23 protein-coding genes and 1 tRNA gene are annotated in these 23,401 nt (G+C 67.4%); 15 read left to right on the top strand and 9 right to left on the bottom strand.

From position 1 onward, the window contains the following. Positions 1-28: 28 nt before the first annotated feature. Entirely contained in the window at positions 29-1,450 is a 1,422-nt protein-coding gene (locus tag AC5P76_RS04845) for a sugar porter family MFS transporter (protein ID WP_065174943.1), read from the top strand. A gap of 173 nt (positions 1,451-1,623) precedes the next feature. Here AC5P76_RS04845 and AC5P76_RS04840 read toward each other — a convergent pair. After that, a tRNA-Glu gene (locus tag AC5P76_RS04840) sits at positions 1,624-1,698 on the bottom strand. A 52-nt stretch (positions 1,699-1,750) separates the two neighbouring features. On the opposite strand from AC5P76_RS04840, the gene pcnB reads away from it, so the two are divergent. The 6 genes from pcnB (at position 1,751) to pgi (ending at position 7,316) form a co-directional block, all read left to right on the top strand. Beyond that, positions 1,751-3,130, top strand: coding sequence for a polynucleotide adenylyltransferase PcnB (gene pcnB, locus AC5P76_RS04835; protein ID WP_065174944.1), 1,380 nt, complete (start codon positions 1,751-1,753; stop codon positions 3,128-3,130). A 3-nt stretch (positions 3,131-3,133) separates the two neighbouring features. Continuing rightward, complete coding sequence (folK, locus tag AC5P76_RS04830; protein WP_053517275.1) at positions 3,134-3,619, top strand: 2-amino-4-hydroxy-6-hydroxymethyldihydropteridine diphosphokinase; 486 nt, start codon at positions 3,134-3,136, stop codon at positions 3,617-3,619. A 34-nt stretch (positions 3,620-3,653) separates the two neighbouring features. After that, a complete protein-coding gene (gene panB, locus AC5P76_RS04825) occupies positions 3,654-4,469 on the top strand; it encodes a 3-methyl-2-oxobutanoate hydroxymethyltransferase (protein WP_053517276.1) in 816 nt (271 codons plus the stop codon). After that, positions 4,466-5,305 carry a pantoate--beta-alanine ligase gene (panC, locus tag AC5P76_RS04820; protein ID WP_074901264.1) on the top strand — a complete coding sequence of 280 codons (840 nt, stop codon included), beginning with the start codon at positions 4,466-4,468 and terminating at the stop codon, positions 5,303-5,305. Before panB ends, panC begins: the two co-directional genes overlap by 4 nt. A 119-nt stretch (positions 5,306-5,424) precedes the next feature. Further along, a complete protein-coding gene (panD, locus tag AC5P76_RS04815) occupies positions 5,425-5,805 on the top strand; it encodes an aspartate 1-decarboxylase (RefSeq protein WP_053517331.1) in 381 nt (126 codons plus the stop codon). After that, a complete protein-coding gene (gene pgi / locus AC5P76_RS04810) occupies positions 5,802-7,316 on the top strand; it encodes a glucose-6-phosphate isomerase (RefSeq protein ID WP_065181276.1) in 1,515 nt (504 codons plus the stop codon). Before panD ends, pgi begins: the two co-directional genes overlap by 4 nt. A gap of 46 nt (positions 7,317-7,362) precedes the next feature. Here pgi and AC5P76_RS04805 read toward each other — a convergent pair whose 3' ends face one another. Together AC5P76_RS04805 and AC5P76_RS04800 are read right to left on the bottom strand one after the other, a co-directional pair. Then, the gene (locus AC5P76_RS04805) at positions 7,363-7,932 is read right to left on the bottom strand and encodes a response regulator transcription factor (RefSeq protein WP_053517280.1); all 570 of its coding nucleotides are present in this window, start codon (positions 7,930-7,932) and stop codon (positions 7,363-7,365) included. Continuing rightward, positions 7,929-9,155 carry an ATP-binding protein gene (locus AC5P76_RS04800; RefSeq protein ID WP_495222681.1) on the bottom strand — a complete coding sequence of 409 codons (1,227 nt, stop codon included), beginning with the start codon at positions 9,153-9,155 and terminating at the stop codon, positions 7,929-7,931. The genes AC5P76_RS04805 and AC5P76_RS04800 overlap by 4 nt, the downstream gene beginning before the upstream one ends. A 114-nt stretch (positions 9,156-9,269) precedes the next feature. Between AC5P76_RS04800 and ispG the strand changes: the two genes are divergently transcribed. The 3 genes from ispG to AC5P76_RS04785 all read left to right on the top strand — a co-directional run bounded on the left by ispG (position 9,270) and on the right by AC5P76_RS04785 (position 12,114). Then, on the top strand, positions 9,270-10,535 hold the full coding sequence (ispG, locus tag AC5P76_RS04795; RefSeq protein ID WP_053517283.1) for a flavodoxin-dependent (E)-4-hydroxy-3-methylbut-2-enyl-diphosphate synthase: 1,266 nt from the start codon (positions 9,270-9,272) through the stop codon (positions 10,533-10,535). Continuing rightward, complete coding sequence (locus AC5P76_RS04790; RefSeq protein WP_053517284.1) at positions 10,516-11,265, top strand: phosphatase PAP2 family protein; 750 nt, start codon at positions 10,516-10,518, stop codon at positions 11,263-11,265. The genes ispG and AC5P76_RS04790 overlap by 20 nt, the downstream gene beginning before the upstream one ends. Before the next feature lie 201 nt (positions 11,266-11,466). After that, on the top strand, positions 11,467-12,114 hold the full coding sequence (locus AC5P76_RS04785) for a response regulator (RefSeq protein WP_065174949.1): 648 nt from the start codon (positions 11,467-11,469) through the stop codon (positions 12,112-12,114). 107 nt (positions 12,115-12,221) lie between these two features. On the opposite strand, the gene eda is transcribed toward AC5P76_RS04785, so the two are convergent. The 5 genes from eda to zwf all read right to left on the bottom strand — a co-directional run bounded on the left by eda (position 12,222) and on the right by zwf (position 18,145). Further along, complete coding sequence (gene eda / locus AC5P76_RS04780; RefSeq protein WP_065181278.1) at positions 12,222-12,881, bottom strand: bifunctional 4-hydroxy-2-oxoglutarate aldolase/2-dehydro-3-deoxy-phosphogluconate aldolase; 660 nt, start codon at positions 12,879-12,881, stop codon at positions 12,222-12,224. Between the two features lie 129 nt (positions 12,882-13,010). Next, positions 13,011-14,927 (bottom strand): phosphogluconate dehydratase, encoded by a 1,917-nt coding sequence (gene edd, locus AC5P76_RS04775; protein ID WP_065174951.1) that lies wholly within the window; start codon positions 14,925-14,927, stop codon positions 13,011-13,013. A 58-nt stretch (positions 14,928-14,985) separates the two neighbouring features. After that, on the bottom strand, positions 14,986-15,708 hold the full coding sequence (pgl, locus tag AC5P76_RS04770) for a 6-phosphogluconolactonase (protein ID WP_253118843.1): 723 nt from the start codon (positions 15,706-15,708) through the stop codon (positions 14,986-14,988). Next, a complete protein-coding gene (gene glk, locus AC5P76_RS04765) occupies positions 15,705-16,712 on the bottom strand; it encodes a glucokinase (RefSeq protein ID WP_053517290.1) in 1,008 nt (335 codons plus the stop codon). Before glk ends, pgl begins: the two co-directional genes overlap by 4 nt. Then, entirely contained in the window at positions 16,709-18,145 is a 1,437-nt protein-coding gene (gene zwf / locus AC5P76_RS04760; protein WP_065174952.1) for a glucose-6-phosphate dehydrogenase, read from the bottom strand. The genes glk and zwf overlap by 4 nt, the downstream gene beginning before the upstream one ends. A gap of 354 nt (positions 18,146-18,499) precedes the next feature. Here zwf and AC5P76_RS04755 point away from each other — a divergent pair, with 354 nt between their 5' ends. Continuing rightward, the gene (locus tag AC5P76_RS04755; protein ID WP_253118842.1) at positions 18,500-19,582 is read left to right on the top strand and encodes an ABC transporter ATP-binding protein; all 1,083 of its coding nucleotides are present in this window, start codon (positions 18,500-18,502) and stop codon (positions 19,580-19,582) included. Positions 19,583-19,651: 69 nt separating this feature from the next. Here the strand turns inward: AC5P76_RS04755 and ygfZ are convergent, their stop codons facing one another. Further along, positions 19,652-20,524, bottom strand: coding sequence for a CAF17-like 4Fe-4S cluster assembly/insertion protein YgfZ (gene ygfZ, locus AC5P76_RS04750; RefSeq protein ID WP_253118841.1), 873 nt, complete (start codon positions 20,522-20,524; stop codon positions 19,652-19,654). A 39-nt stretch (positions 20,525-20,563) separates the two neighbouring features. Here ygfZ and AC5P76_RS04745 point away from each other — a divergent pair, with 39 nt between their 5' ends. Genes AC5P76_RS04745 through sdhA form a run of 4 tightly spaced genes read left to right on the top strand, consistent with a single transcriptional unit; the run spans position 20,564 to position 23,388 of the window. Next, positions 20,564-20,734, top strand: a complete 171-nt coding sequence (locus tag AC5P76_RS04745; RefSeq protein WP_074901279.1) for a DUF1674 domain-containing protein — start codon at positions 20,564-20,566, stop codon at positions 20,732-20,734. Positions 20,735-20,790: 56 nt separating this feature from the next. Beyond that, positions 20,791-21,183, top strand: a complete 393-nt coding sequence (gene sdhC, locus AC5P76_RS04740) for a succinate dehydrogenase, cytochrome b556 subunit (protein WP_004153151.1) — start codon at positions 20,791-20,793, stop codon at positions 21,181-21,183. Then, positions 21,180-21,566: a succinate dehydrogenase, hydrophobic membrane anchor protein gene (gene sdhD, locus AC5P76_RS04735; protein ID WP_053517295.1), complete on the top strand. Its 387-nt coding sequence runs from the start codon at positions 21,180-21,182 to the stop codon at positions 21,564-21,566. The genes sdhC and sdhD overlap by 4 nt, the downstream gene beginning before the upstream one ends. Positions 21,567-21,597: 31 nt before the next feature. Beyond that, a complete protein-coding gene (gene sdhA, locus AC5P76_RS04730) occupies positions 21,598-23,388 on the top strand; it encodes a succinate dehydrogenase flavoprotein subunit (RefSeq protein WP_053517296.1) in 1,791 nt (596 codons plus the stop codon). The last annotated feature ends 13 nt before the right edge of the window (positions 23,389-23,401 follow it).

The raw sequence follows: 23,401 nt of genomic DNA, 5'->3' as shown, positions 1-23,401 counted from the left end.
CCGGACTGTCCTCCCTCCTGGAATGCCCATGTCCCCAGCTCAGCCTGCCGCCGCCGATGGTGGAGAGAACACCGCGTTCATCGTCCTGATCAGCTGCGTGGCCACCTTGGGAGGCTTCCTGTTCGGATTCGACAGTGGCGTAATCAACGGCACGGTTGATGGCCTGCGGCAGGCCTTCAACTCCAGCGAGGCGGCCCTGGGCTTCGAGGTTGCCTCGATGCTGCTGGGCTGCGCGATCGGCGCGTTTCTCGCCGGCTGGCTGGGCGACCGCCTGGGCCGACGCGGCGTGCTGATCGTGGCGGCGGTGCTGTTCCTGCTGTCGGCGCTGGGTGCGGGCGCCGCGCACGCCTCCTGGCTGTTCGTGACCGCTCGCGTGCTGGGCGGCTTCGCCGTCGGTGCGGCCAGCGTGATGTCGCCGGCCTACATCGCCGAGGTCGCTTCCGCACGCTACCGGGGCCGCCTGGCGACGGTGCAGCAGATGGCGATCATCTGCGGCCTGTTCGCCGCTTTCCTCAGCAACTACCTGCTGGCCCGTGCGGCAGGCACCTCCACCGAGCTCCTGTGGTTCGGGCAGGAGGCCTGGCGCTGGATGTTCTGGATGCAGGCGCTGCCGTCGGCGCTGTTCCTGTTGCTGCTGCTGGTGATTCCGGAAAGCCCGCGCTTCCTGGTGGTGAAGGGGCGCCAGGCGCAGGCCAGGGCGGTTCTGTCGCGGCTGTACGGCGACGCCGCGGCGGCCGCCAAACAGGCGGAGATCGAGGCCAGCCTGGACCAGGACCAGCACAAGCCGCGCTTCGGCGACCTGCTGGACAAGGGCACCGGCAGGCTTCGCCCGATCATCTGGGTGGGCATCGGCCTGGCGATGTTCCAGCAGCTGGTCGGCATCAACGTGGTGTTCTACTACGGCGCGGTCCTGTGGCAGGCCGTCGGCTTCTCGGAAAGCGATGCGCTGCTGATCAACGTTCTTTCCGGTGCGCTGAGCATCGGCGCCTGCCTGTTGACGGTGATGCTGATCGATCGGATCGGGCGCAAGCCGCTGTTGTGGGTCGGTTCGGTCGGCATGTCGGTTGCCCTGGTGCTGATGGTGGTGGCATTCGCCAGCGGCAGCCTGGTCGAAGGGCGCCTGCACCTGTCCGATGGCATGGGCCGGCTGGCGCTGGTGGCGGCCAACGTCTATGTGGTGTTCTTCAACATGTCCTGGGGCCCGGTGATGTGGGTCATGCTGGGCGAGATGTTCCCGAACCAGATCCGCGGCCCGGCGCTCGCGGTGGCCGGTGCGGCGCAGTGGACGTCGAACTTCGCCATCACCGTGACCTTCCCGCTGCTGCTGGCGGGTATCGGCCTGGCCGGTGCCTATGGCATCTACACGGTTGCAGCGATCCTCTCGATCTTCTTCGTCGTCCGCTACGTCCGCGAGACCAAGGGCAAGGAGCTGGAGCAGATGGAAGGCTGATGGCGCCGCCCTGGTTTCCAGCGCCTTCCTGTTCCGTGGCGGCGGCAGGCCAGCCGGTCCAGGACAGGCAGCGGCGGCTCGCCCCCGAGGCGACCCGCTCGACGCAACAGGCAAACCCCAAGAAACAGAAAAGCCCGCACGAGGCGGGCTTTTTCGGTTCCTGCTGTGGCGACTGGCGCTCCCTAGGGGACTCGAACCCCTGTTTTAGCCTTGAGAGGGCCACGTCCTAACCACTAGACGAAGGGAGCGTATATGTGTCGCTGCCGAGGCAGGAGCGCTAGTATATGCACCTCGATGCCATTGGGCAATCCCGAAACTTCAACCGGAAGCGCCAACATCATTTCTCCTGCTCCATCACCGTTCAGCCTGCGCGTCATCCCGCGCGACCAGCACACCATTTCCCGCAAGGACATCAGCCCGAACGCCCTGCGCGTGCTTTATCGCCTGCGCGATGCCGGCTTCGGCGCCTACCTTGTCGGCGGCGCGGTGCGCGACCTGCTGGTCAATGGCCAACCCAAGGATTTCGACGTGGCCACCGATGCCACGCCCGAACAGGTCAAACAGCTGTTCCGCAACTGCCGCCTGATCGGCCGCCGATTCCGCCTCGCCCATGTGGTGTTCGGCCGCGAGATCATCGAAGTCGCCACCTTCCGCGCCAACGTCGATGACGGCAGCGGCGACCGCGAAATGGAAAACGGCATGCTCGTGCGCGACAACGTGTACGGCAGCATCGAAGACGACGCGGTGCGCCGCGACTTCACCTGCAATGCCCTGTACTACGCGATCGAGGATTTCTCGGTGCGCGACTACGTCGGAGGTTTCGAAGACGTCCAGGCGCGCCTGATGAAGCTGATCGGCGACCCCGAACAGCGCTATCGCGAGGACCCGGTGCGCATGCTGCGCGCGGTGCGCCTGGCGGCCAAGCTCGGCTTCCAGATCGAAGAGGGCACCGCCGCGCCGATCCCGCACCTGGCAGGCCTGCTGAACGAAGCCGCGCCCGCGCGGCTGTTCGAGGAAGTGCTGAAGCTGTTCCTGTCCGGCCACGGTGTTGCCAGTTTCGAAGGCCTGGAGCGCTACGGCCTGCTCGACGTCCTGTTCCCTGAAAGTGGCAGGGCGCTGAAGGCGAACCGCACCGGTGCACTGCGCCGCATGCTGGTCGAGGGCCTGGCCAATACCGATGCACGCGTGGCCAACGATGAGCCTGTCTCGCCCGCGTTCCTGTTCGCGCTGCTGCTGTGGCCGGCGTTCTGCCGGGCGCAGGCCACCCTGCTCAAGCAGGGCGTGGCGCCGGAAGAAGCGCAGCGTCGTGCTGCCGACCGCGTGACGGTGCAGCAGCTGAGCACCATCGCGCTGCCGCGCCGTTTCTCGCTGCCGATGCAGGAGATCTGGCTGTTGCAGTCGCGTTTCGGCTCGCGCCAGCGCAAGCGCGTGTTCCGCACGCTCACCCACCCGCGCTTCCGTGCGGCGTTCGATTTCCTGACGCTGCGCCAGGTCGCGTCGGCCGAACACGAGGCAGATGTGGCGTTCTGGCGTGAGGCGCAGGTGCAACCGGGCCGCGAGCTGGAATCGGCGCTGGATGCGATGCATGCCGAACCAGGCGACGAGGATGAGGGCGCACCGCGCAAGCGCCGGCGCCGCCGTCGGCGCTCCGGTGCCACGACCGGCAGCGCTGGCGAGTAAGCCATGACGCTGGCCTGGATCGGCCTGGGCGCCAATCTTGGCGACGCGGCCGCGACCGTCCGTGCGGCGATTGCCGCACTGGATGCGCTTCCTGACACGCGGCGCTGCCAGGCGTCGCGCCTGTATGCCACGCCGGCCTGGGGCAACGAGGATCAGCCGCCGTTCGTCAACGCGGTGGCGTCGGTGGAAACGCGCCTGCCGGCCTCCGGATTGCTGCGGGCGATGCTGGAGCTGGAGCGGCATTTCGGTCGCGTGCGCGATCCAGCCGTGCACTGGGGACCGCGGGCACTGGATCTGGACCTGCTGCTGTATGGCGCGCAGGTACTGGATGAACCGGGTCTGCAGGTGCCGCATCCCTACCTGCACGAGCGTGCCTTCGTGTTGGTGCCGCTGGCCGAGATCGCGCCGGATCTGGCCATTCCCGGCCATGGTCGCGTGCGGGATGCAGTGATGCGGGTGGATGCCTGCGGGATTGCGCCGATAGGGTGATAATGCCCGGGTTATCTCCCCCGGTTATCAGCACATGAGCACCCACGCAGACAGCAAGCCCTGGACCGTTCCCGCCTTGGCCGAGGCCAAGCGGAATGGCCAGAAGCTGGTCATGTTGACCGCCTACGACGCTGGCTTCGCCCGCACCTTCGACGCCAACGGCGTCGACCTGATCCTGATCGGTGATTCGCTGGGCATGGTCGTGCAGGGGCACGATTCCACCCTGCCGGTTACCGTGGCCGACATGGTCTATCACACCCGCGCCGTGGCCCGCGTGCTGCAGCGCGCGCTGCTGGTTGCCGATCTGCCGTTCGGTGCCGATGCAACCCCGGAACGCGCCCTCGATGCGTCGCTGCAGCTGCTGCAGGCAGGCGCGGAGATGGTCAAGATCGAGGGGGCCGGCTTCAAGGTCGATATCGTCCGTTACCTGGTCGAACGCGAGATTCCGGTCTGCTCGCATCTGGGCCTGACCCCGCAGTCGGTGCTGCGCCTGGGCGGGTTCAAGATCCAGGGCCGTGGCGATGCGGCCCGGCAGCTGGTGGAGGACGCCAGGGCCGTGGCCGACGCGGGCGCCAGCATCATCGTGCTGGAATGCGTGCCGACCCCGGTCGCGGCCGAGGTCACCGCTGCAGTGCCGGTGCCCACCATCGGCATCGGTGCCGGTCCGCAGTGCGATGGCCAGGTGCTGGTCCTGCATGACTTCCTGGGCCTGGACAGCGGCCATCGCCGACCGAAATTCGTCAAGGATTTCCTTGCCGAAGGGGGCTCGGTGGCTGGAGCCACCCGCGCCTACGCCGACGCCGTGCGTGACGGCAGCTTCCCCGACGAACAGCACGCTTACGCCCAATGATCCAGACCTTCAATGAGCTCGGCGCGTTGCGCGGGCAGATCGCCCAGTGGAAGCGCGAAGGCTTGCGCGTCGCGCTGGTGCCGACCATGGGCAACTTGCACGGTGGCCATCACGCGCTGGTGAGCCTGGCCCGCCAGTACGCCGACAGGGTGGTGGCCAGCATCTTCGTCAATCCGACCCAGTTCGGGCCCAACGAGGATTTCAGCCGGTATCCGCGCACGCCCGAGGCCGACGTCGCGGGGCTGGAGCAGGTCGGCTGCGATGCGGTGTGGCTGCCGAGCGTCGAGGCGATGTATCCGCTGGGCGTGGACAAGACCACGCGCATGCACGCGCCCGGCATCAGCGAGGTGCTGGAAGGTGCCAGCCGTCCGGGCCATTTCGATGGCGTCTGCACGGTGGTCGCCCGCCTGTTCCTGCAGGTGCAGCCGGACGTGGCTGTGTTCGGCCGCAAGGACTACCAGCAACTGGCGGTGATCCGCCAGATGGTGGCCGAGCTGTCGTTCCCGGTCCAGATCGTCGGTGCGGAGATCGTCCGTGATGACGATGGGCTGGCCAAGAGTTCGCGCAACCAGTATCTGAGCCCGGAACAGCGCCCCGTCGCGACGACCCTTCATCGGACCCTGCTGGCCATGCGCGAAGGCTATGTGGCTGGCCAGCCGCGCGAGCGCATCGAGGCCGATGCCACCGCCGCGCTGCAGGCGGCTGGTTTCCAGGTCGACTACGCCGTGCTGCGCACGCCCGAGCTGGCCGAGCCGGCATTCGAGGGTGGCGGCCGGGTGGCGCTGATCGCCGCGCGGCTGGGCACGACCCGGCTGATCGACAACCTGGAGTTCTGAGTTCCGCTGTGATGGTGGCGCCGGGCCATGCCCGGCGCTACCTGAACGGTTTGCCGGTCGTGATGCCCCGCGTTGTGCGGGTGCTAGAATCCACGCTTTCCTCTGCGTTGTACCGTGCCATGCACCTGTCCCTGCTCAAGACCAAGATCCACCGCGCCACCGTCACCCACTCCGAGCTGAACTACGAAGGCTCGATCGCCATCGATGACAACCTGCTGGCTGCCACCGGTATCCGCGAGTTCGAGCAGGTCCACATCTGGGACGTGACCAACGGTGCGCGCTTTTCGACCTATGCGATCCGCGCCGAAGCCGGCAGCGGCATCGTCTCGCTCAATGGTGGCGCCGCGCGCCACGTGCAGGTCGGCGACATCATCATCATCGCCGCCTTCGCCAGCATGACCGAGCAGGAAGCGGACAGCTTCAAGCCGAAGCTGGTGTACGTGGATGGCAGCAACCAGATCACCCACACCAACGACACGATCCCGACCCAGGCCGCATGACAACGAACAACGGATTCGACTCGCTGCATTCCCACGCCCAGCGCCTGAAGGGCGCAAGCATCCCCAGCCTGCTCGCCGCCGAACCTGGCCGTGTGCAGGAGCTGGCGCTGCGGGTCGGTCCGTTGTATGTGAACTTTGCCCGGCAGAAGTACGACGCCGCGGCGCTGCAGGCGCTGCTGGCGCTGGCAGCAGAACGCGATGTCGGGGGCGCCATCAACCGCCTGATGCGCGGCGAGCAGGTCAACCTGACCGAAGGCCGCGCGGCGCTGCACACGGCGCTGCGTGGTGACGTGGTCGACGCGCCGGTGGCCGCCGATGCCCATGCCACTGCACGCGAAATCCGTCAGCGCATGGGAGTCCTCGTGCGTGCGCTGGAAGACAGCGGCGTGACCGACGTGGTGAGCGTCGGCATCGGGGGATCCGATCTTGGCCCGCGGCTGGTCGCCGATGCGTTGCGCCCGGTCAGCGGCGCGCGCCTGCGCGTGCATTTCGTATCGAACGTGGACGGCGCGGCCATGCAGCGCACGCTGGCCACGCTTGACCCGGCGCGCACCGCCGGCATCCTGATCTCCAAGACCTTCGGCACCCAGGAAACCCTGCTCAACGGCCAGATCCTGCACGACTGGCTGGGTGGCAGTGAGCGCCTGTATGCCGTCAGCGCCAATCCCGAGCGCGCAGCGAAGGCCTTCGCCATCGCCGCAGAGCGCGTGCTGCCGATGTGGGACTGGGTCGGTGGCCGTTACTCGCTGTGGTCGGCGGTCGGCTTCCCGATTGCGCTGGCGATCGGCTTCGAGCGTTTCGAACAGCTGCTGGAGGGTGCGGCGCAGATGGACGCGCACGCACTGGATGCACCGCTGGAGCGCAATCTGCCGGTGCTGCATGGCCTGACCGACATCTGGAACCGCAACCTGCTGGGCTGCGCCACCCATGCGGTGATGACCTACGACCAGCGCCTGGCGTTGCTGCCGGCCTATCTGCAGCAGCTGGTGATGGAAAGCCTGGGCAAGCGCGTGCAGCGTGATGGCCAGCCGGTGACCACCGATACCGTGCCGGTGTGGTGGGGCGGTGCGGGCACCGATGTGCAGCACAGCTTCTTCCAGGCGCTGCACCAGGGCACCAGCATCGTCCCGGCTGACTTCATCGGCTGTGTGCACAACGACGATCCCTATACCGTCAATCATCAGGCGCTGCTGGCCAACCTGCTGGCGCAGACCGAAGCGCTGGCCAACGGTCAGGGCAGCGACGATCCGCACCGCGACTACCCGGGCGGTCGTCCGAGTACGCTGATCCTGCTCGATGCACTGACGCCGCAGGCGCTGGGTGCGCTGATCGCCATGTACGAGCACGCGGTGTACGTGCAGTCGGTGATCTGGAACATCAACGCCTTCGACCAGTTCGGGGTCGAGCTGGGCAAGCAGCTGGCCAACCAGTTGCTGCCGGCATTGCAGGGCGAGGGCGTGGCGATCGCCGACCCGATGACCCGCGAGATCCTGGCGCAGCTGAAGGGCTGAGCCAGGTCGGGGATGTGTCGCCGGGCATTGGCCCGGCGTGCCGGGCTCAACGGCTCGGATCGCGTTCCGGGCTTGGCCGCTTGGCCAGTTTGCGCTGCAGCGACCGTCGGTGCATGCCGAGCAGGCGGGCGGCAGCGGACACGTTGCCGCCCGTCTCGTGCATCGCCTGCTGGATGTGTTCCCACTGCAGGCGACTGATCGGCGTCATCGCGTCGGGGACTTCCATCTCGCCGTCGTCGGCCGGGCCGTCGTCCTCTTCGCCCAGCGCGCGCAGGATCATCGGTACCGTTGCCGGCTTGGGCAGATAATCGTCTGCGCCCAGCTTGATGGCTTCCACGGCGGTGGCGATGCTGGCATAACCGGTGACCAGCAGGATCCGCATGTCCGCACGCAGGGCACGCAGGGGCTGGATCAGGGCCAGGCCGGAATCACTGCCGAGCTTGAGGTCGATCAGCGCGAAAGCCGGTGGATGCTGGCGGGCCAGCATCAGCGCAGTGGCCGCGTCCTGCGCGGTCTGCGTTTCGAGTCCCTTGCGCGCCAGGCTGCGCTGCAGGGTACGCAGGTACAGCTCGTCGTCGTCGACCAGCAGGCCCTGGGTGGAGTGGTGCAGGCTCATGGGGTGTCCTCGCGTGGGGCCAGCGGCAGGCGGAAGCCGACGCGACTGCCGGCCCCCTGGGCCGGGCGCATCCACATCTCGCCGTCGAGGCGTTCGATGGTGGCATGGGACAGGGCCAGGCCGACGCCCATGCCCTCGCTCTTGCTGCTGCCGAACAGCGTGCCCGGCAGCACCGCGGCACGGGCATCGAAGCCGTGGCCGTAGTCGCGGACTTCGCCGATCAGGTCGTCGCCGTCGATGCGCAGGCTCAGGTCCACGCGCGGGCGCCCGGCCTGCTCTCCGGCATCGGCCGCGTTGTTGAGCAGGACCATCAGCAGGTGGCCCACGCCGGGGTCCAGCGGCAGCCGCAGCGGCGCATCGTCGTTGCGGTGCAGGTCGATGGTCGGCCGCACCAGCCGCCATTGTTCCAGCACCTGCTGGGCGCTGGAGCGGCTGCGTCCGGGCATGTCGGCCGATGCCGGCGCGGCCAGTGCCAGCACCCGTTCGCGGCACTGCACGAGCAGTTCGCGCAGGGTTTCCATGTCCTCGCGTACTTCCGGCTCCTCGCTGCGCTCGGCAACGTCGTCGGCCAGCAGAGTCATGGTCGCCAGCGGCGTGTTCAGTTCATGCGCCACCGAGGCGGCGTGGGTGGCCAGGGCGACAATGCCCTCGTTGCGGGCGAAGCGTTCACGCAGCGCCGAGAGCTCCAGTTCCCGTTGCCGCAGGGCCAGGGCCAGGCGCGTGGAGAACGTCAGCACGACGGTGGCGGAGATCAGGAAATTGGCGACCACGCCCCAGCGGTTCAGGTCCTGCGCACGGAAGTAGCCGTCCGGCAGTGGCTGGCCGAACAGTCCGCTGGCGGCGTAGCCGAGCAGGCAGGCCAGGGCCACCGCCAACGCCCAGCGCAGGGGCAGGGCGAAGGCGGCCAACGCAATCAGGATCAGGAACAGGGAGCTGAACGGATTGGCCATGCCGCCGCTCCAGCTGATCATCCAGGTCAGGATGATCACGTCCACCAGGATGTGGCCGAAGGCTGTCAGTGGCGCGGTATCGGCCGCTTCCGGCCGCAGCTGGGTGTAGACATTGAACAGCGCGAGCACGGCGACGCCGGCCCACAGCGGCAGCGGCGGCAACGGCAGGCCCAGCAGCCAGGTGGCGACCAGGATGGTGGCGGCCTGGCCGGCCACGGCCAGCCATCGCAGGCTGCACAGGGTGCGGAGAAACGGGGCGTCGGGACCGGTCATTCGCGCCCATCGTATGCGTTCGCGGGCGGGTGTGCCTGCGACAATCGGCCGCAGCCGTGCCGGCGGCTGAATGCGAGTCACCCGGAAACCGGAGGCGGGCGCTAGAATGCCCGCATGCACGACGCCGTTACCCGCCCGACCCCGCCTTCCGAGCCCACCGCCTGGTCCCGTCGCCAGACCCACGCCGTCCAGATCGGCGGAGTCACCGTCGGCGGCGGCAGGCCGGTGGTGGTGCAGTCGATGACGAATACCGACACCTCCGACGTGGCCTCCAGCGTGAAGCAGGTCGCCGAGCTCTGGCGCGCCGGTTCGGAAATGGTGCGCTTGACCGTCAACACCGTCGAGGCCGCGGCCGCGATCCCGCGCATCGTCGACAAGCTGGCGATGATGGGCATCGACGTGCCGCTGATCGGTGATTTCCACTACAACGGCCATCAGTTGCTGACCGCCGAACCGGCGTGTGCCGAAGCACTGGCCAAGTACCGCATCAATCCGGGCAATGTGGGCTTCGGCAAGAAGAAGGACCTGCAGTTCGCGCAGTTGATCGAGTTCGCCATCCGCTACAACAAGCCGGTGCGCATCGGCGCCAACTGGGGCTCGCTGGACCAGGCGCTGGCGGCCAGGCTGATGGATGAGAACAACGAGCGCGAGCAGCCCTGGGACGCCGGACGTGTCCTGCGCGAGGCGTTGATCCGGTCAGCGCTGGATTCGGCCGAACAGGCCGTGGAGCTGGGCCTGCCGCGCGACCGCATCGTGCTGTCGGCCAAGGTCAGTGGCGTGCAGGAGCTGATCGCGGTCTACCGTGACCTGGCACAGCGTTCGGAGTTCGCGCTGCATCTGGGCCTGACCGAAGCCGGCATCGGCAGCAAGGGCATCGTTGCGTCGGCAGCGGCGCTGAGCGTGCTGCTGCAGGAAGGTATCGGCGACACCATCCGCATCTCGCTGACGCCCGAGCCGGGCCAGTCGCGGACGCAGGAAGTGATCGTCGCCCAGGAGCTGCTGCAGACCACCGGCCAGCGCGCGTTCACGCCGCTGGTGACAGCCTGCCCGGGATGCGGCCGCACCACCTCCGAGTTCTTCCAGGAGCTGGCCAAGGTGGTGCAGAACCACGTGCGCGAGAAGATGCCGCTGTGGAAAGTGCAGCACCCGGGGGCGGAAAACATGACCCTGGCGGTGATGGGCTGCGTGGTCAACGGCCCGGGAGAATCGCGGCACGCCAACATCGGCATCTCGCTGCCGGGAACCGGGGAGGCGCCGTCGGCGCCGGTGTTCGTCGATGGCGAGAAGAAGGTGACCCTGCGTGGCGAGAACATCGCCCAGGAATTCGTCGCCCTGATCGACGACTACGTCGAACGAACCTATGTCCGAAGCGCAGGATAAGCCCGCGATCCTTGCCGCGCCGGAGCCGGCCTCCGGCTTCCGTCACTGGATGGCGCGCAATGCGTGGCGCCTGGTCCTGCTGTTCGCCGGCGTGCTGTTGCCGCTGGCCGGCTTCGTCGCGCTGGCCGACGAGGTGCATGAGTTTGAATCGTTCCATTTCGACGCGCCGCTGCTGTGGCAGATGCACGGCCTGCATTCGCCGTGGCTGGACCGGTTCTTCGTGCTGCTGTCCCGGCTGGGTTACGAGTGGTTCCTGATTCCCGCCGATGTGCTGATCGTCGCGGCACTGCTGGGCTACCGCCGCTGGCGCGAGGCCACCTTCGTGGCCGTCAGTTTCCTCGGATCGGCACTGTTGAACATGGGCAGCAAGCGGTTCTTCCAGCGGGACCGCCCCAGCCTGTGGGAGTCCATCGCACCGGAATCGACGTTCAGTTTCCCCAGTGGTCACGCCATGGGGTCGATGACCCTGGCGGCAACCCTGGTACTTCTGGCCTGGAATACCCGCTGGCGCTGGCCGGTGCTGGTGCTGGCCCCTGCGTTCAGCTTGCTGGTCAGCGTGTCCCGGGTCTATCTCGGGGTCCATTACCCGTCGGATATCCTGGCCGGATGGTGTGCAGCACTGGTTTGGGTGGTAGGGTGCTACCTGGTCATGTTCAGTCGTCGGCATCCCTGGCGACGCCGCGATTCGCCGCCATCGACGGCCAGCGAAGCATCAACACAGGGGGAGTGACGTGGATGGCTCTTCGCGGGCGTCTACGTGATAGATGAGCTGTTTCGTTGCAGTGGGTTCTGCAAGACAGGGGGTAAGCACAATGCGTGAGACTGTGATCAACCCGGCACTCTTGCCCGGTATGCACTTCGACCGCGCTTGCGAGGGTTCGGCACCCTGCCTAGCTTGACCCGCAATGGCCGCATTCGAAGAGGTACGTGAATGACGATTCGAGTCTACCTGGTGGACGACCACGCACTGGTCCGCACCGGGATGAAGATGATCCTGTCGGGTGAGACCGACATCGAGGTGGTGGGCGAGGCCGAGACCGGCGAGGACGCGCTGCGCGAGATCCGCCAGCTGCAGCCGGACGTGGTGCTGTGCGACCTGCACCTGCCGGGTGTCAGCGGCATGGAAGTGACCGAGCGCATCGTGCGCGGCCATCGCAGCACGCGCGTGGTGATCGTGTCCGTCCTGGAGGATGGCCCGCTGCCGAAGCGGCTGCTGGAAGCCGGCGCGGCCGGGTACATCGGCAAGGGCTGCGACGCCCAGGAACTGCTGCGCGCGGTGCGCGACGTGGCAGGCGGGCGCCGCTACCTGGGCACCAGCATCGCGCAGAATCTGGCGCTGTCGACGGTGGAGGGGAATGGTTCGCCGTTCGACACCCTGTCTCCGCGCGAGCTGGAAGTGGCGCTGCTGCTGACCCAGGGATTGCGCCAGGAAGACATCGCGCGCCGCCTCAGCCTCAGCGCCAAGACCGTCAACACGCACAAGGCACGCCTGTTCGAGAAGATGGGTATCCATGACAACATCGCGCTGGCGCGCATGGCCAGCCAGTACGGGCTGGTGGATCCGGCACGGCCGCTGTGAGGGTTTCAGCCAACGGCTGAGGTGCGTCGCGCGCCCGGAATCTGTCTTCCAGTTCCGGCCCGCGGTCGCGGGGCCAAGCGTCGGCCCCGCGCTCACCCATCGGGCGCTCAGGTGCCGCGCACGCGCTTGACGATGGCCGCCGCCTGCGCGGCACTGGCGCGCACCTTGTCCCAGTCGCCGTCCGCAATCCAGTTGCCGGGCACCATCCATGAGCCACCGATGCAGACGACGTTCTTCTGCTCGAGGTACTCGGCGGCGGTGTTTTCCGTGATGCCGCCGGTCGGGCACAGCTTCAGATCGGCAATTGGACCGGCCACGCCCTTGATCATCGCCAGGCCGCCGACCGCCGTGGCCGGGAACAGCTTGCACACCCGGAATCCGCGCGCATGCAGCGACAGCAGCTCGGTCGGCGTCGCCGCACCGGGCACCACCGGCAGCGGTGCAGCGGCCAGCGCATCGGCCAGCGCGGGCGGCGTACCCGGGGTCACCAGGAAGTCCGCGCCGGCATCAATCGACTGCTGCATCTGCTCAACGGTCAGCACCGTACCGGCACCCACCACCACGTCCGGCAGTTCGCGCTTGAGCATGGCCAACGCCTCCATCGCCACCGGCGTGCGCAACGTCAGCTCGATCGCCGGCAGACCGCCTTCCAGCAGCGCCGCACTCACCGCACGGGCCTGGTCCAGCGTATGAATCGTGACCACCGGCAGGATGCCCGCCGCATGCAACAGCTCCGCCGCCTTCAGCTGATGTTGTTCGATACCCATAGCTCTGCTTCTGCCTTTGCTTCCGAATTTGATTTTCAGTGATCACTTCGCGGCGTTGATGCGCCGGAAAGTGTGACGCCGCCACCAGCACACTCGCCGCCGCAACACACCCGCAGCGCTCTTCAACCCTCAGGCGTCCTTCGCCTCATGCGGCGCTGCCGCAGCCGCCGCATCGTGTCCCAGTTCGTACTCGGCGTCGTAATCCCACGGCCCGCCATCGGCCGCTGCCGGCCCGCACGAAATCGAAATGGCGCCCTGATCGGCCGGCCCGACCACACGACGGTTGATCGCGAACAGGTTGCGGCCCAGATCATTCGCCGCGGGCGCGGTGTTCGGGGCCTGAGTGCGTGCTGCCCATTCCGCAGCGTCCACCAGGACGTCCAGCGTGCCCGCCTCGCCATCCAGGCGGATGATGTCGCCTTCGCGGACTTTCGCCAGCGGACCCCCACGCGCGGCTTCCGGCGTGACATGGATCGCTGCCGGGATCTTGCCCGACGCCCCGGACAACCGGCCATCGGTGACCAGCGCAACGCGTCGGCCCTGGTTCTGCAGAAGGCCCAGCAGCGGCGCCAGGGAATGCAGCTCCGGCATGCCGTTCGCGCGCGGGCCCTGGTAGCGCACCACCGCCACGAAATCCTGGGGAAGCAGCCCGGCAGCATGCAGCTTGTTGAGCACCTGGGGCGCATCAACGACAACGGCCGGTGCTTCGATCGAACGGTATTGCGGCTTCACCGCCGACAGTTTGATCAACGACCGGCCCAGGTTGCCGCGCAGCAGGCGCAGGCCACCCTGGCTCTCGAACGGAGCGTCGACGCCGCGCACCACCTCCTCGTCGGCACTGCGCTCCAGCCCGGGCAGATAGACCAGGGTGCCGTCACGTAGCTGCGGTTCGCGGGCGTAATCGGCCATGCCGCCGCGCGCCACACTGACCAGGTCGCCGTGCATCAGCCCGGCCCTGATCAATTCGCCGAACACGAAAGCCGGGCCGCCGGCCGCCGCGAAGCGGTTCACGTCGGCGTCGCCATTCGGATAGACGCGGGCCAGCAGGGGAATCAGCTGCGACAGCTCGTCGAAGTCGTCCCAGGTCAGCACGATGCCGGCGGCACGCGCGACCGCGATCCAGTGGATGGTGTGGTTGGTCGAGCCGCCGGTGGCCATCAGGGCGATGACGGCGTTGATGATCGCGCGCTCGTCGATGATCCGGCCGAGCGGACGGAAATCCTCGCCCAGCGCGGTGATCTCCAGCGCACGCTCGGTGGCCTCGCGGGTGAGCGCATCGCGCAGCGCAGTGCCCGGGTTGACGAAGGATGCGCCTGGCAGCTGCACGCCCATCGCTTCCAGCAGTACCTGGTTGGAGTTGGCGGTACCGTAGAAGGTGCAGGTGCCTGCGCCATGGTAGGAGGCCGACTCGGCCTCCAGCAGTTCTTCGCGGGTGGCTTCGCCGGCCGCATAGCGTTCGCGCACCTCGGCCTTCTGCTTGTTCGGAATGCCCGGTGTCATCGGGCCGGCCGGAATGAACACCGCCGGCAGGTGGCCGAACGCGAGCGCGCCGATCAGCAGGCCGGGCACGATCTTGTCGCACACGCCAAGGTAGACCGTGGTATCGAACATGTCATGGCTGAGGCCGATCGCGGTGGCCTGCGCGATCACATCGCGCGAGAACAGCGACAGTTCCATGCCGCCGCGGCCCTGGGTGACGCCGTCGCACATCGCCGGCACACCGCCGGCCACCTGCGCGGTGGCGCCCAGTTCACGCGCGATCCCGCGGATCTGCTCCGGATAGGTCTCGAACGGCTGGTGGGCCGACAACATGTCGTTATAGGCGGTGATGATGCCCAGGTTCGGCGTCACCCCGCCGCGCAGGCGGCTCTTGTCAGTTCCGCCGCAGGCAGCGAAACCATGGGCGAGATTGCCGCAGCTCAGGCGGCTGCGGAAGGGGCCTTCGCGCAGGGCGGCGTCGACAGCGGCCAGGTAGGCCGCGCGCGAGGCAGCGCTGCGACGGATGACGCGGTCGGTGATGGCTTGCAGTTGCGGATGGAGGCTCATTGGCTACCGGCGTTCGAGGTGGCGAGAGGTGGGCGGCGGCGATATGCCGCCACCGACATCAATCTGCCCAGTGGACGCGCAGGCGCGCGCCTTCCAGGTGGATTGCGTTGAGGATCGGGTACTGCTGGGCATTGTTGCTGTCCAGCGCCTGCCGCAGCACCTGCAGCTTCTGCTTGCCGCGCAGCAGCAGCAGGCGCTGGCGGCACTGGCGCAGGCCCTGCGGGGTCAGCGTGATCCGCAGCGGCCACTGGTTGGCGCCCGGGCAGCCGGTCGCATCCAGTGCGGCATAGGGCAGGGGGCTTTCCAGCGCGCGGGCCAGGTCCTTCGAGCCGGGGAACAACGAGGCCGTGTGGCCATCATTGCCCATGCCGAGCGCGACCAGGCTGGGCGGCTGGCTGTGCTGTGCCTGCAGATTGGCGGTGTACACGCATTCCGGAAGCGGCTTGCCGATGCGCACCAGCGGGTCGAAATGTGCACCTTCGGCGCGCTTGAGCAGGTGCTCGCGTACCAGCCAGGCATTGCTGTCGCGATCCTGCGGCGACAGCCAGCGCTCATCGGCCAGGCTCACTTCCACGCGGTCCCAGTGCACTTCCATTTCTGCCAGCGCCTGGTACACCGGCGCCGGCGTGGTGCCACCGGACAGCAGGATGCGTGCGCGGCCGACTTCGTTGATGTCACGGTTGATGGTCTGTGCCATTTCGGTGGCCACCGCTTCGATCCAGCCATCGGCATCGCCGTGACTGACAAAATCGATGCGGTCGTCCTGGAAGACAGGGCTCATGCGGCAACTCCCGGAGCGTCACGTTCGGCATCGGCTGCATAGGCGGCAGCGCCCAGCAGGCCGGGGCAGGGGTGCATGATCGCCAGCGAAGGCACCCGCGCCATGATCGAGGAAAACCGGCCCTTGTGCTCGAAGCGCTGGCGGAAGCCGGAGTGCTGCAGCGAATCCAGCATTTTGGGCACCAGGCCGCCGGTCAGGAACACGCCATCCCAGGCACCCTGGATCAGCACCAGGTCGCCGGCGATGGCGCCGAACACTGCGCAGAACACATCCACGGTGCGCATCGCCTGCGGATCGCCGAGCGCGGCACGGGCGGTGACGTCGGCCGGCTGCAGATGGCCCGGGTCGACACCGGCCATCTCACAGACCGCACGATGGATGTTGACCAGGCCGGGACCGCAGATGAGACGCTCGTTGGACACGCGGCCGAACTGCTCGGACAGGATCTCCAGGATCCGCACTTCTTCCGGCGTGCCCGGCGGGAAGCTGACGTGACCGCCTTCGGTTTCCAGCGGGTAGCTGCGGCCGTGGCGCACCACCAGGCCACCGACGCCGAGGCCCGTGCCAGGGCCGATCACTCCGTAGTTGCGTGGCTGGCCCGGCGCGGCCGGCGTCCAGTGCGCACCGCCGATCTGCACCACATCCTGCGGTTGCAGCAGGGCGACGGCCATCGCCTGTGCGGCGAAGTCGTTGATCAGGTGCAGCTCGTCGAAGCCGAGCATCGCTGCGGTGCGGCTGCGCGAGATCACCCACGGATGGTTGGTGATGCGTGCCTCGTCGCCATCGACGCGGCCGGCCACGGCAAACACGCCGCGGCGCGCGCTGGCCCCGGCCTGCTCAAGGTAGTGGCGGGCGGCATCGCCCAGCGACGGGAACTCGGCGACTGCGAACTCGCGGATGCTGTCCTTCTGCAGGGGCGCATCCAGCGAAGTGTCGGCCAGTGCGAAGCGGGCATTGGTGCCGCCGATGTCGGCGACCAGAACCGGCTGCGAGCTGCCACTCATGCCGAAGCTCCGGTGTCCGGCGCATCCACGCCCTGTGGCAGGAAGTCGCTGGCATCGGCCGGACCCCACTGGCCAGCAGGGTAAGGCTGGAGCGGCAGGCCGGCTGCCTTCCAGGCATCGGCGACGCTGTCGATCCACGCCCAGGCGGCGCGCACTTCGTCGTCGCGCACGAACAGTGCATGGTTGCCGTTGAAGGCGTCCAGGAACAGGCGCTCGTAAGCGATGCGGCGGTGCAGTCCCGTCGGCACCGACAGCTCCAGTTCCAGCGGATGCAGTTCCAGCGCGCCCCATTCCGGACCGGCCAGGCTGCTCATCAGGCCCAGCTCGATGTTTTCCTGCGGCTGCAGCTGGAACACCAGGCGATTGGGTGCGGCCTGCGCGCGCTGCGGGCGCTCGAACAGCCAATGGGTGACCGGCTTGAGGGTCACCACCACGCGGGTGGTGCGCTCGGGCAGGCGCTTGCCGGTGACCAGATGGAAGGGAACGCCGGACCAGCGCCAGTTGTCGATGTGCGCGGTGACGCCGGCAAAGGTTTCCACGTCGCTGCCTTCCGGCGGCTGGTAGGCCTGTGCCGGCTGGCCGTTGATGGTGCCGGCGGTATAGCGGCCGCGCACGCTGTCGCGGGCCGCATGCTGGGCGTCGAGGGGGCGCAGGGCGCGCAGCACCTTGACCTTCTCGTCGCGGATGCGGTCGGCTTCGAGCGACGCCGGCGGTTCCATCGCCACCAGGCACAGCAGCTGCAGGATATGGCTCTGCACCATGTCACGCAGGGCGCCGGAGCGTGCGTAGTACGCGTCGCGGCCGTCCACGCCTTCGCTCTCTGCGACCAGGATATGCACCGACTCGATGTAGTTGCGGTTCCACACCGCCTCCAGCAGGGTGTTGCCGAAGCGCAGGGCGATCAGGTTCTGCACCGCAGCCTTGCCCAGATAGTGATCCAGGCGGAACACGCGGTCTTCGTCGATCCACTGGCCGATGGTGCTGATGATCTCTTCGGCACTTTCGCTGTCGCTGCCGATCGGCTTCTCCAGCATCAGCCGGGCCGGTGCGGCGAGGGCGCCCCCCTTGGCCAGGCCTTCGCAGGTGGAGATGTACAGGCCCGGCGGAATGGCCAGGTAGCTCACGCACCTGCGGTCCACCAGGTCGGAGACGGCGGCGGCGACCGAGTCGACATCGCGCAGGTCCACCGAGCGGTAGTCGATGCGGCGCAGCAGCGCGGCGATGTCGTCCTGCGAGGCCATCGGCATGGCCTGCTGCAGGCGCGGACGCAGGATGTCATGGAAGGCCTCGGTGTCATGGCCGGACAGGGCCAGCGCACGGATGCGGAAATCCTCCGGCAGCAGACCATCGCCAAGCAGGCGCAGCAGCGAAGGGAACAGGTAGCGCTGGGCCAGATCACCTGTGGCACCGAACAGGAAGAGGGTGTCGTGCATCGCTCGAGTTTCAGATCCGGGTGACATCGTTGTCAATCGCTTCATGGCTGGGTTCGGGGGACATCCGCGCAACTGCCTGTCCGAGGTTCGCGGAACGCGATCTGCAAGGGATACCAGCAGGCCGTTCCATGCGAAACCACCGCACCGGCGAACGTTCCATTGTCCGCCGACGCAGGTCGGTGCGCACCGACCATCGGATAGTGCCACGTGAAAACGTTTACATGGCAGAATGGGCAACTGTATTCGATTGCAGTGCTCGCCGTCATGCGGCAGTCGCGCAATCATTGCTGCCATCGGGAGGGCCGAGGCAGTCCCAAAAGACAGCCCGGCGTCGGGCAGACCGGATCAGGTGATATGGCAAAAGTGCAGTTGCAGGGTGTGCGCAAGGTCTACGACAACGGCCAGGTTGCGGTGAAGGACGCCACTTTCGAGGTCGCCGATGGCGAACTGATGGTGCTGGTCGGTCCTTCCGGCTGTGGTAAGTCGACCCTGCTGCGGATGGTGGCAGGCCTGGAGGAGATCAGCGGTGGCACGCTGAGCATCGGTGACCGCGTGGTCAACGATGTGGCACCGAAGGATCGCGACATCGCCATGGTGTTCCAGAGTTATGCGCTTTACCCGCACATGACCGTGGCCGAGAACCTGGCGTTCGGCCTGAAGCTGCGTGGCCACGACAAGGCGACCATCGACAGGCGGATTGCCGAAGCGGCGCAGACGCTTGGCTTGACCGAGATGATGGACAAGCTGCCCAAGGCGATGTCAGGTGGCCAGCGCCAGCGTGTTGCGCTGGGGCGCGCGCTGGTGCGCGAACCTGCGGTGTTCCTGCTCGACGAGCCGCTGTCCAATCTCGATGCCAAGCTGCGCCACAGCGTGCGTACCGAGATCGCGCAGCTGCACCGCAAGCTGGGTACGACCATGATCTATGTCACGCACGACCAGGTCGAAGCGATGACGCTGGGCCAGCGCATCGTGGTGCTCAAGGACGGCATCATCCAGCAGATCGATACGCCGATGGCGCTGTATGACCGCCCGGCCAACCTGTTCGTGGCCGGTTTCCTCGGCAGCCCGGCGATGAACGTGCTGCGCGGGTCATTGCAGGGCGATGCGGGCGGCGTGACGGTGGTCGAGGGTGAGTGGCGCGCGCCGCTGGGCCAGGCCACGATCGACCCCGCATGGCTGCAGAAGCCGATCAACGTCGGCGTGCGCCCGGAGCACCTGCAGCCCGCCACGGGCGACGACGCGCATGCGTTCACCGCGCGCATCGAGGGCATCGAGCCGGTCGGCAACGAGATCTTCGTCAACCTCAGCAGCGGCCAGCATGCACTGACCATGCGGGTGGCGCCGCAGGCGCTGCCGGCCGTGGGCGAGGACATCCGCGTGGCGATCCATCCGCAGGGCCTGCACTTCTTCAACGCGGAAACCGGCGAGCGCCTGTAAGACTTGGTGGCGCCGGGCCATGCCCGGCGTCATCGGCAGATCCCCGCCCTGCGTGGATGGGGCGCAGCCTCAGCGCGCCAGGCCATCCAGCAGTGGAATCCGCTGCGCGGGCGCATCGCCGACCTGCAGCGCAGCGTCGCTCGTTTCAAGCGGCAGCACCGCCAGCGCGAGATCGCCGGCCACGCTGGCGATCGTGCCCAGTGCCGCGCCGTCCTGCTGCACGCCGTCACCGGCCTGCGCCGGCGCATGGGTGTGCAGCAGCTGCACCGCGCGCTTGGCCTTGCCGAGGAAGTGGGTGCGGGCGACGATTTCCTGGCCCGGGTAGCAGCCTTTCTTCACGCTGTAGCCGTTCAGACGGTCCAGCCCCAACTGCTGCGGGGTCCACACCTCGCGCTGGCTCTGCTCCAGCCGGGGCAGGCCATACCGCAGGTCAGCCTGGCGCCAGGCCAATGCAAAGGCCACGTCGTCGTCCGGCCCACCGGCCGGGAAGGTGTCAGCGGCACCGATGCGCAGCGCGCGCGGCAGCGCGTCGCTGCCCAGGTCCAGCTCCCAACCGCCTGCATTGGCGGCGATCGCTGCGCCGGTAGCCGCTTCCGGTGCGGTGAACGCGCCGGCCACGGCCAGATCGTCGCGCAGCTGCACCTTGACCTTGCGGCGGAATACGAAACGCTGCAGTTGCGACGCAGTCGCATCCGCGTCGCCATCGGCGAACACCAGCATCACGTGATCCTCAGCCAGCCGGAGCAGCTGGAACACCGCCAGGGTGCGGCCCTTGGCACTCAGCCAGGCGCTCCACTGCCAGTGCTGCTGGGGCAGAGCGAGGACATCGCTGCTGAACTGGGCGTGGGCGAAGGCAGCTGCGTCCACGCCCTGCAGGCTCACCAGTTGGTGGCCCGGAAGGCGTGGATATCCGACGAAAGCAGGGGGCAGGTTGTCAGGCACGTGAACGAGGTCTAAAATTTGTGCGTTGCGAGACCGACCATGATAGGCCAAACAACCCCCACTCCCGACGACGAAACTGAAGCCCCGCTGGTCCCTGCGGCACCCGTGCCCGTGGAACAGGAAAAGGCAGAGGAATTCGGCGGCCGCGGCGGACTCGATCCGGTGCGGTATGGCGATTGGGAGAAAAACGGACGCTGCATCGATTTCTGATCAGCATTGAGCCAACGCGGCCGCGTGCCGCCCAGCCGAGACAACGAGCCCAGCGAATGGCGACCAGACAACGCCCACTTTCCCCGCACCTTCAGGTGTATCGCTGGCAGATTCAGATGGCCACCTCGATCCTGCATCGAGCCACTGGCGTCTTTCTGTCTGTTGGTGCCCTCATCATCGCTGCGGGCCTGCTGGCCCTGATGATGGGGCCCGATTCGTGGAACTGCTTCACCGGCCATGCCGGGGCCTGGTATGGCCGCGTGTTCCTGTTCGCGTGGACATGGTCGTTCGCCTATCACCTGTGCAATGGCATCCGCCATGTGGTGCAGGACTTCGCCATCGGCTTCAGCATCCCCGCCTTCATCCGCAGCAGCTGGCTGTCGGTCATCGGCAGCCTGGTGATCACCCTGCTGGTGTGGGCCTACGTGATGTTTGGAGGTGCCGCGTGAGCAAGTTCCGTACTCCGCTGAAGAACGTGCGTGGCCTGGGTTCGGCCAAGACCGGCACCGAGCACTTCGTGCACCAGCGCCTGACCGCCGCCGCCCTGGTGGTGCTGGGGATCTGGTTCCTGGTCTTCGTGCTGGGCCTGCTGGGTTCCGACTACGCGACCGCCACTGCTGCCATCGCCAAGCCGTGGAACGCGGTGCCGCTGATCGGCCTGCTGATCGCCATGTTCTGGCACGCACAGCTCGGCATGCAGGTCGTGCTGGAAGATTACATCCACGAATCGCTGCTGGCCCTGGTGCTGCAGACCGCGGTGAAGTTCGTCGCCGTGCTCGGCATGATCGTCAGTGTGTTCGCGGTGGGCCGCATCGCCCTCGGCGTTGCCTGAGCCCAGGCACCTACACAGGAATCCAGACTAGATGTCCGCTTACAAGATCACCGAACACAAGTACGACATGGTCGTGGTGGGCGCCGGCGGCGCCGGCCTGCGTGCCACGTTCGGCCTGGCCGCCAAGGGCCTGCAGACCGTGTGCCTGACCAAGGTCTTCCCGACCCGTTCGCACACCGTCGCCGCCCAGGGCGGTATCTCCGCCGCGCTCGGCAACATGGGTGAGGACGACTGGCGTTACCACTTCTTCGACACCATCAAGGGGTCGGACTGGCTGGGCGACCAGGACGCCATCGAATACATGTGCCGTGAGGCCATTCCGGCCATCATCGAGCTCGAGCACTACGGCGTGCCGTTCTCGCGTACCGCCGAAGGCAAGATCTACCAGCGCCCGTTCGGTGGCATGACCACCAAGTACGGCGAAGGCCCGGCGGCGCAGCGCACCTGCGCGGCGGCCGACCGTACCGGCCACGCGATGCTGCATACGCTGTACCAGCAGTCGCTGAAGCACGACGCGCGCTTCATGATCGAGTACTTCGCGCTCGACCTGATCTTCGACGACGAAGGCGTCTGCCGCGGCGTGCTGGCCTTGGACATGTCCGACGGCACGCTGCACCTGTTCCGCGCCCAGGGCGTGGTACTGGCCACCGGCGGCTACGGCCGAGCCTATTTCAGCGCAACTTCCGCGCATACCTGCACCGGCGACGGTGGCGGCCTGGCCATGCGTGCCGGCATCGCCATGCAGGACATGGAGTTCGTGCAGTTCCACCCGACCGGCATCTACGGCGCCGGCTGCCTGATCACCGAGGGTGTCCGCGGTGAAGGTGGCATCCTGCGCAACAGCAGCGGCGAGCGCTTCATGGAGCGCTATGCACCGCATTACAAGGATCTGGCATCGCGCGACGTGGTCAGCCGTTCGATGACCATCGAGATCCGCGAAGGCCGCGGTGTCGGCGAGCACAAGGATCACATCCTGCTCGACCTGACCCACCTGGGCCCGGGCGTGATCGATGACAAGCTGCCGGGCATCGCCGAGAGCGCCCGCATCTTCGCCGGCGTCGACGTGCACAAGCAGCCGATCCCGGTCATCCCGACCGTGCACTACAACATGGGTGGCATCCCGACCAACTACCACGGTGAAGTGGTGCGCAAGGTCGGCGACAACCCCGATGCCGTGGTGCCGGGCCTGTACGCCATCGGCGAAGCCGCCTGCGTGTCCGTGCATGGCGCCAACCGCCTGGGCTCCAACTCGCTGCTGGATCTGGTGGTGTTCGGCCGCGCGGTGGCCAACCGCTGTGCCGAGACCATCAAGCCGGGCGCGGCGCACAAGCCGCTGCCGGCCGATGCCTGCGACAAGGCGCTGGGCCTGCTGGACAAGCTGCGCCACGCCAACGGCGATACCCCGACCTCGGTCATCCGCGACCGCATGCAGCGCACCATGCAGGCCGACGCGGCCGTCTTCCGCACCAGCCAGACGCTGAAGGAAGGCTGCGAGAAGATGGACAAGATCTTCGATTCGTTCCAGGACGTGAAGGTCTCGGACCGTTCGCTGGTGTGGAACTCGGACCTGATCGAGACCTACGAGCTGAACAACCTGCTGCTCAACGCGGTGGCGACGATCAACTCGGCCGAACAGCGCAAGGAAAGCCGCGGCGCGCATGCGCACGAGGACTTCCCGGACCGCGACGACGTCAACTGGCAGAAGCACACCCTGGTCAGCGTCGACGAGAAGGGCAAGTGCAGCTTCGACTACCGTCCGGTGCACATGTACACGTTGACCGATGACGTGTCCGTGGTGCCGCCGAAGCCGCGCGTGTACTGATCCGACCCCGCCT

It is taken from the genome of Stenotrophomonas sp. YJH_SMC_36, assembly GCF_059369935.1.
Note: the sequence above shows the minus strand (reverse complement) of the source record. Positions and strands in the feature narration are given on the sequence as shown.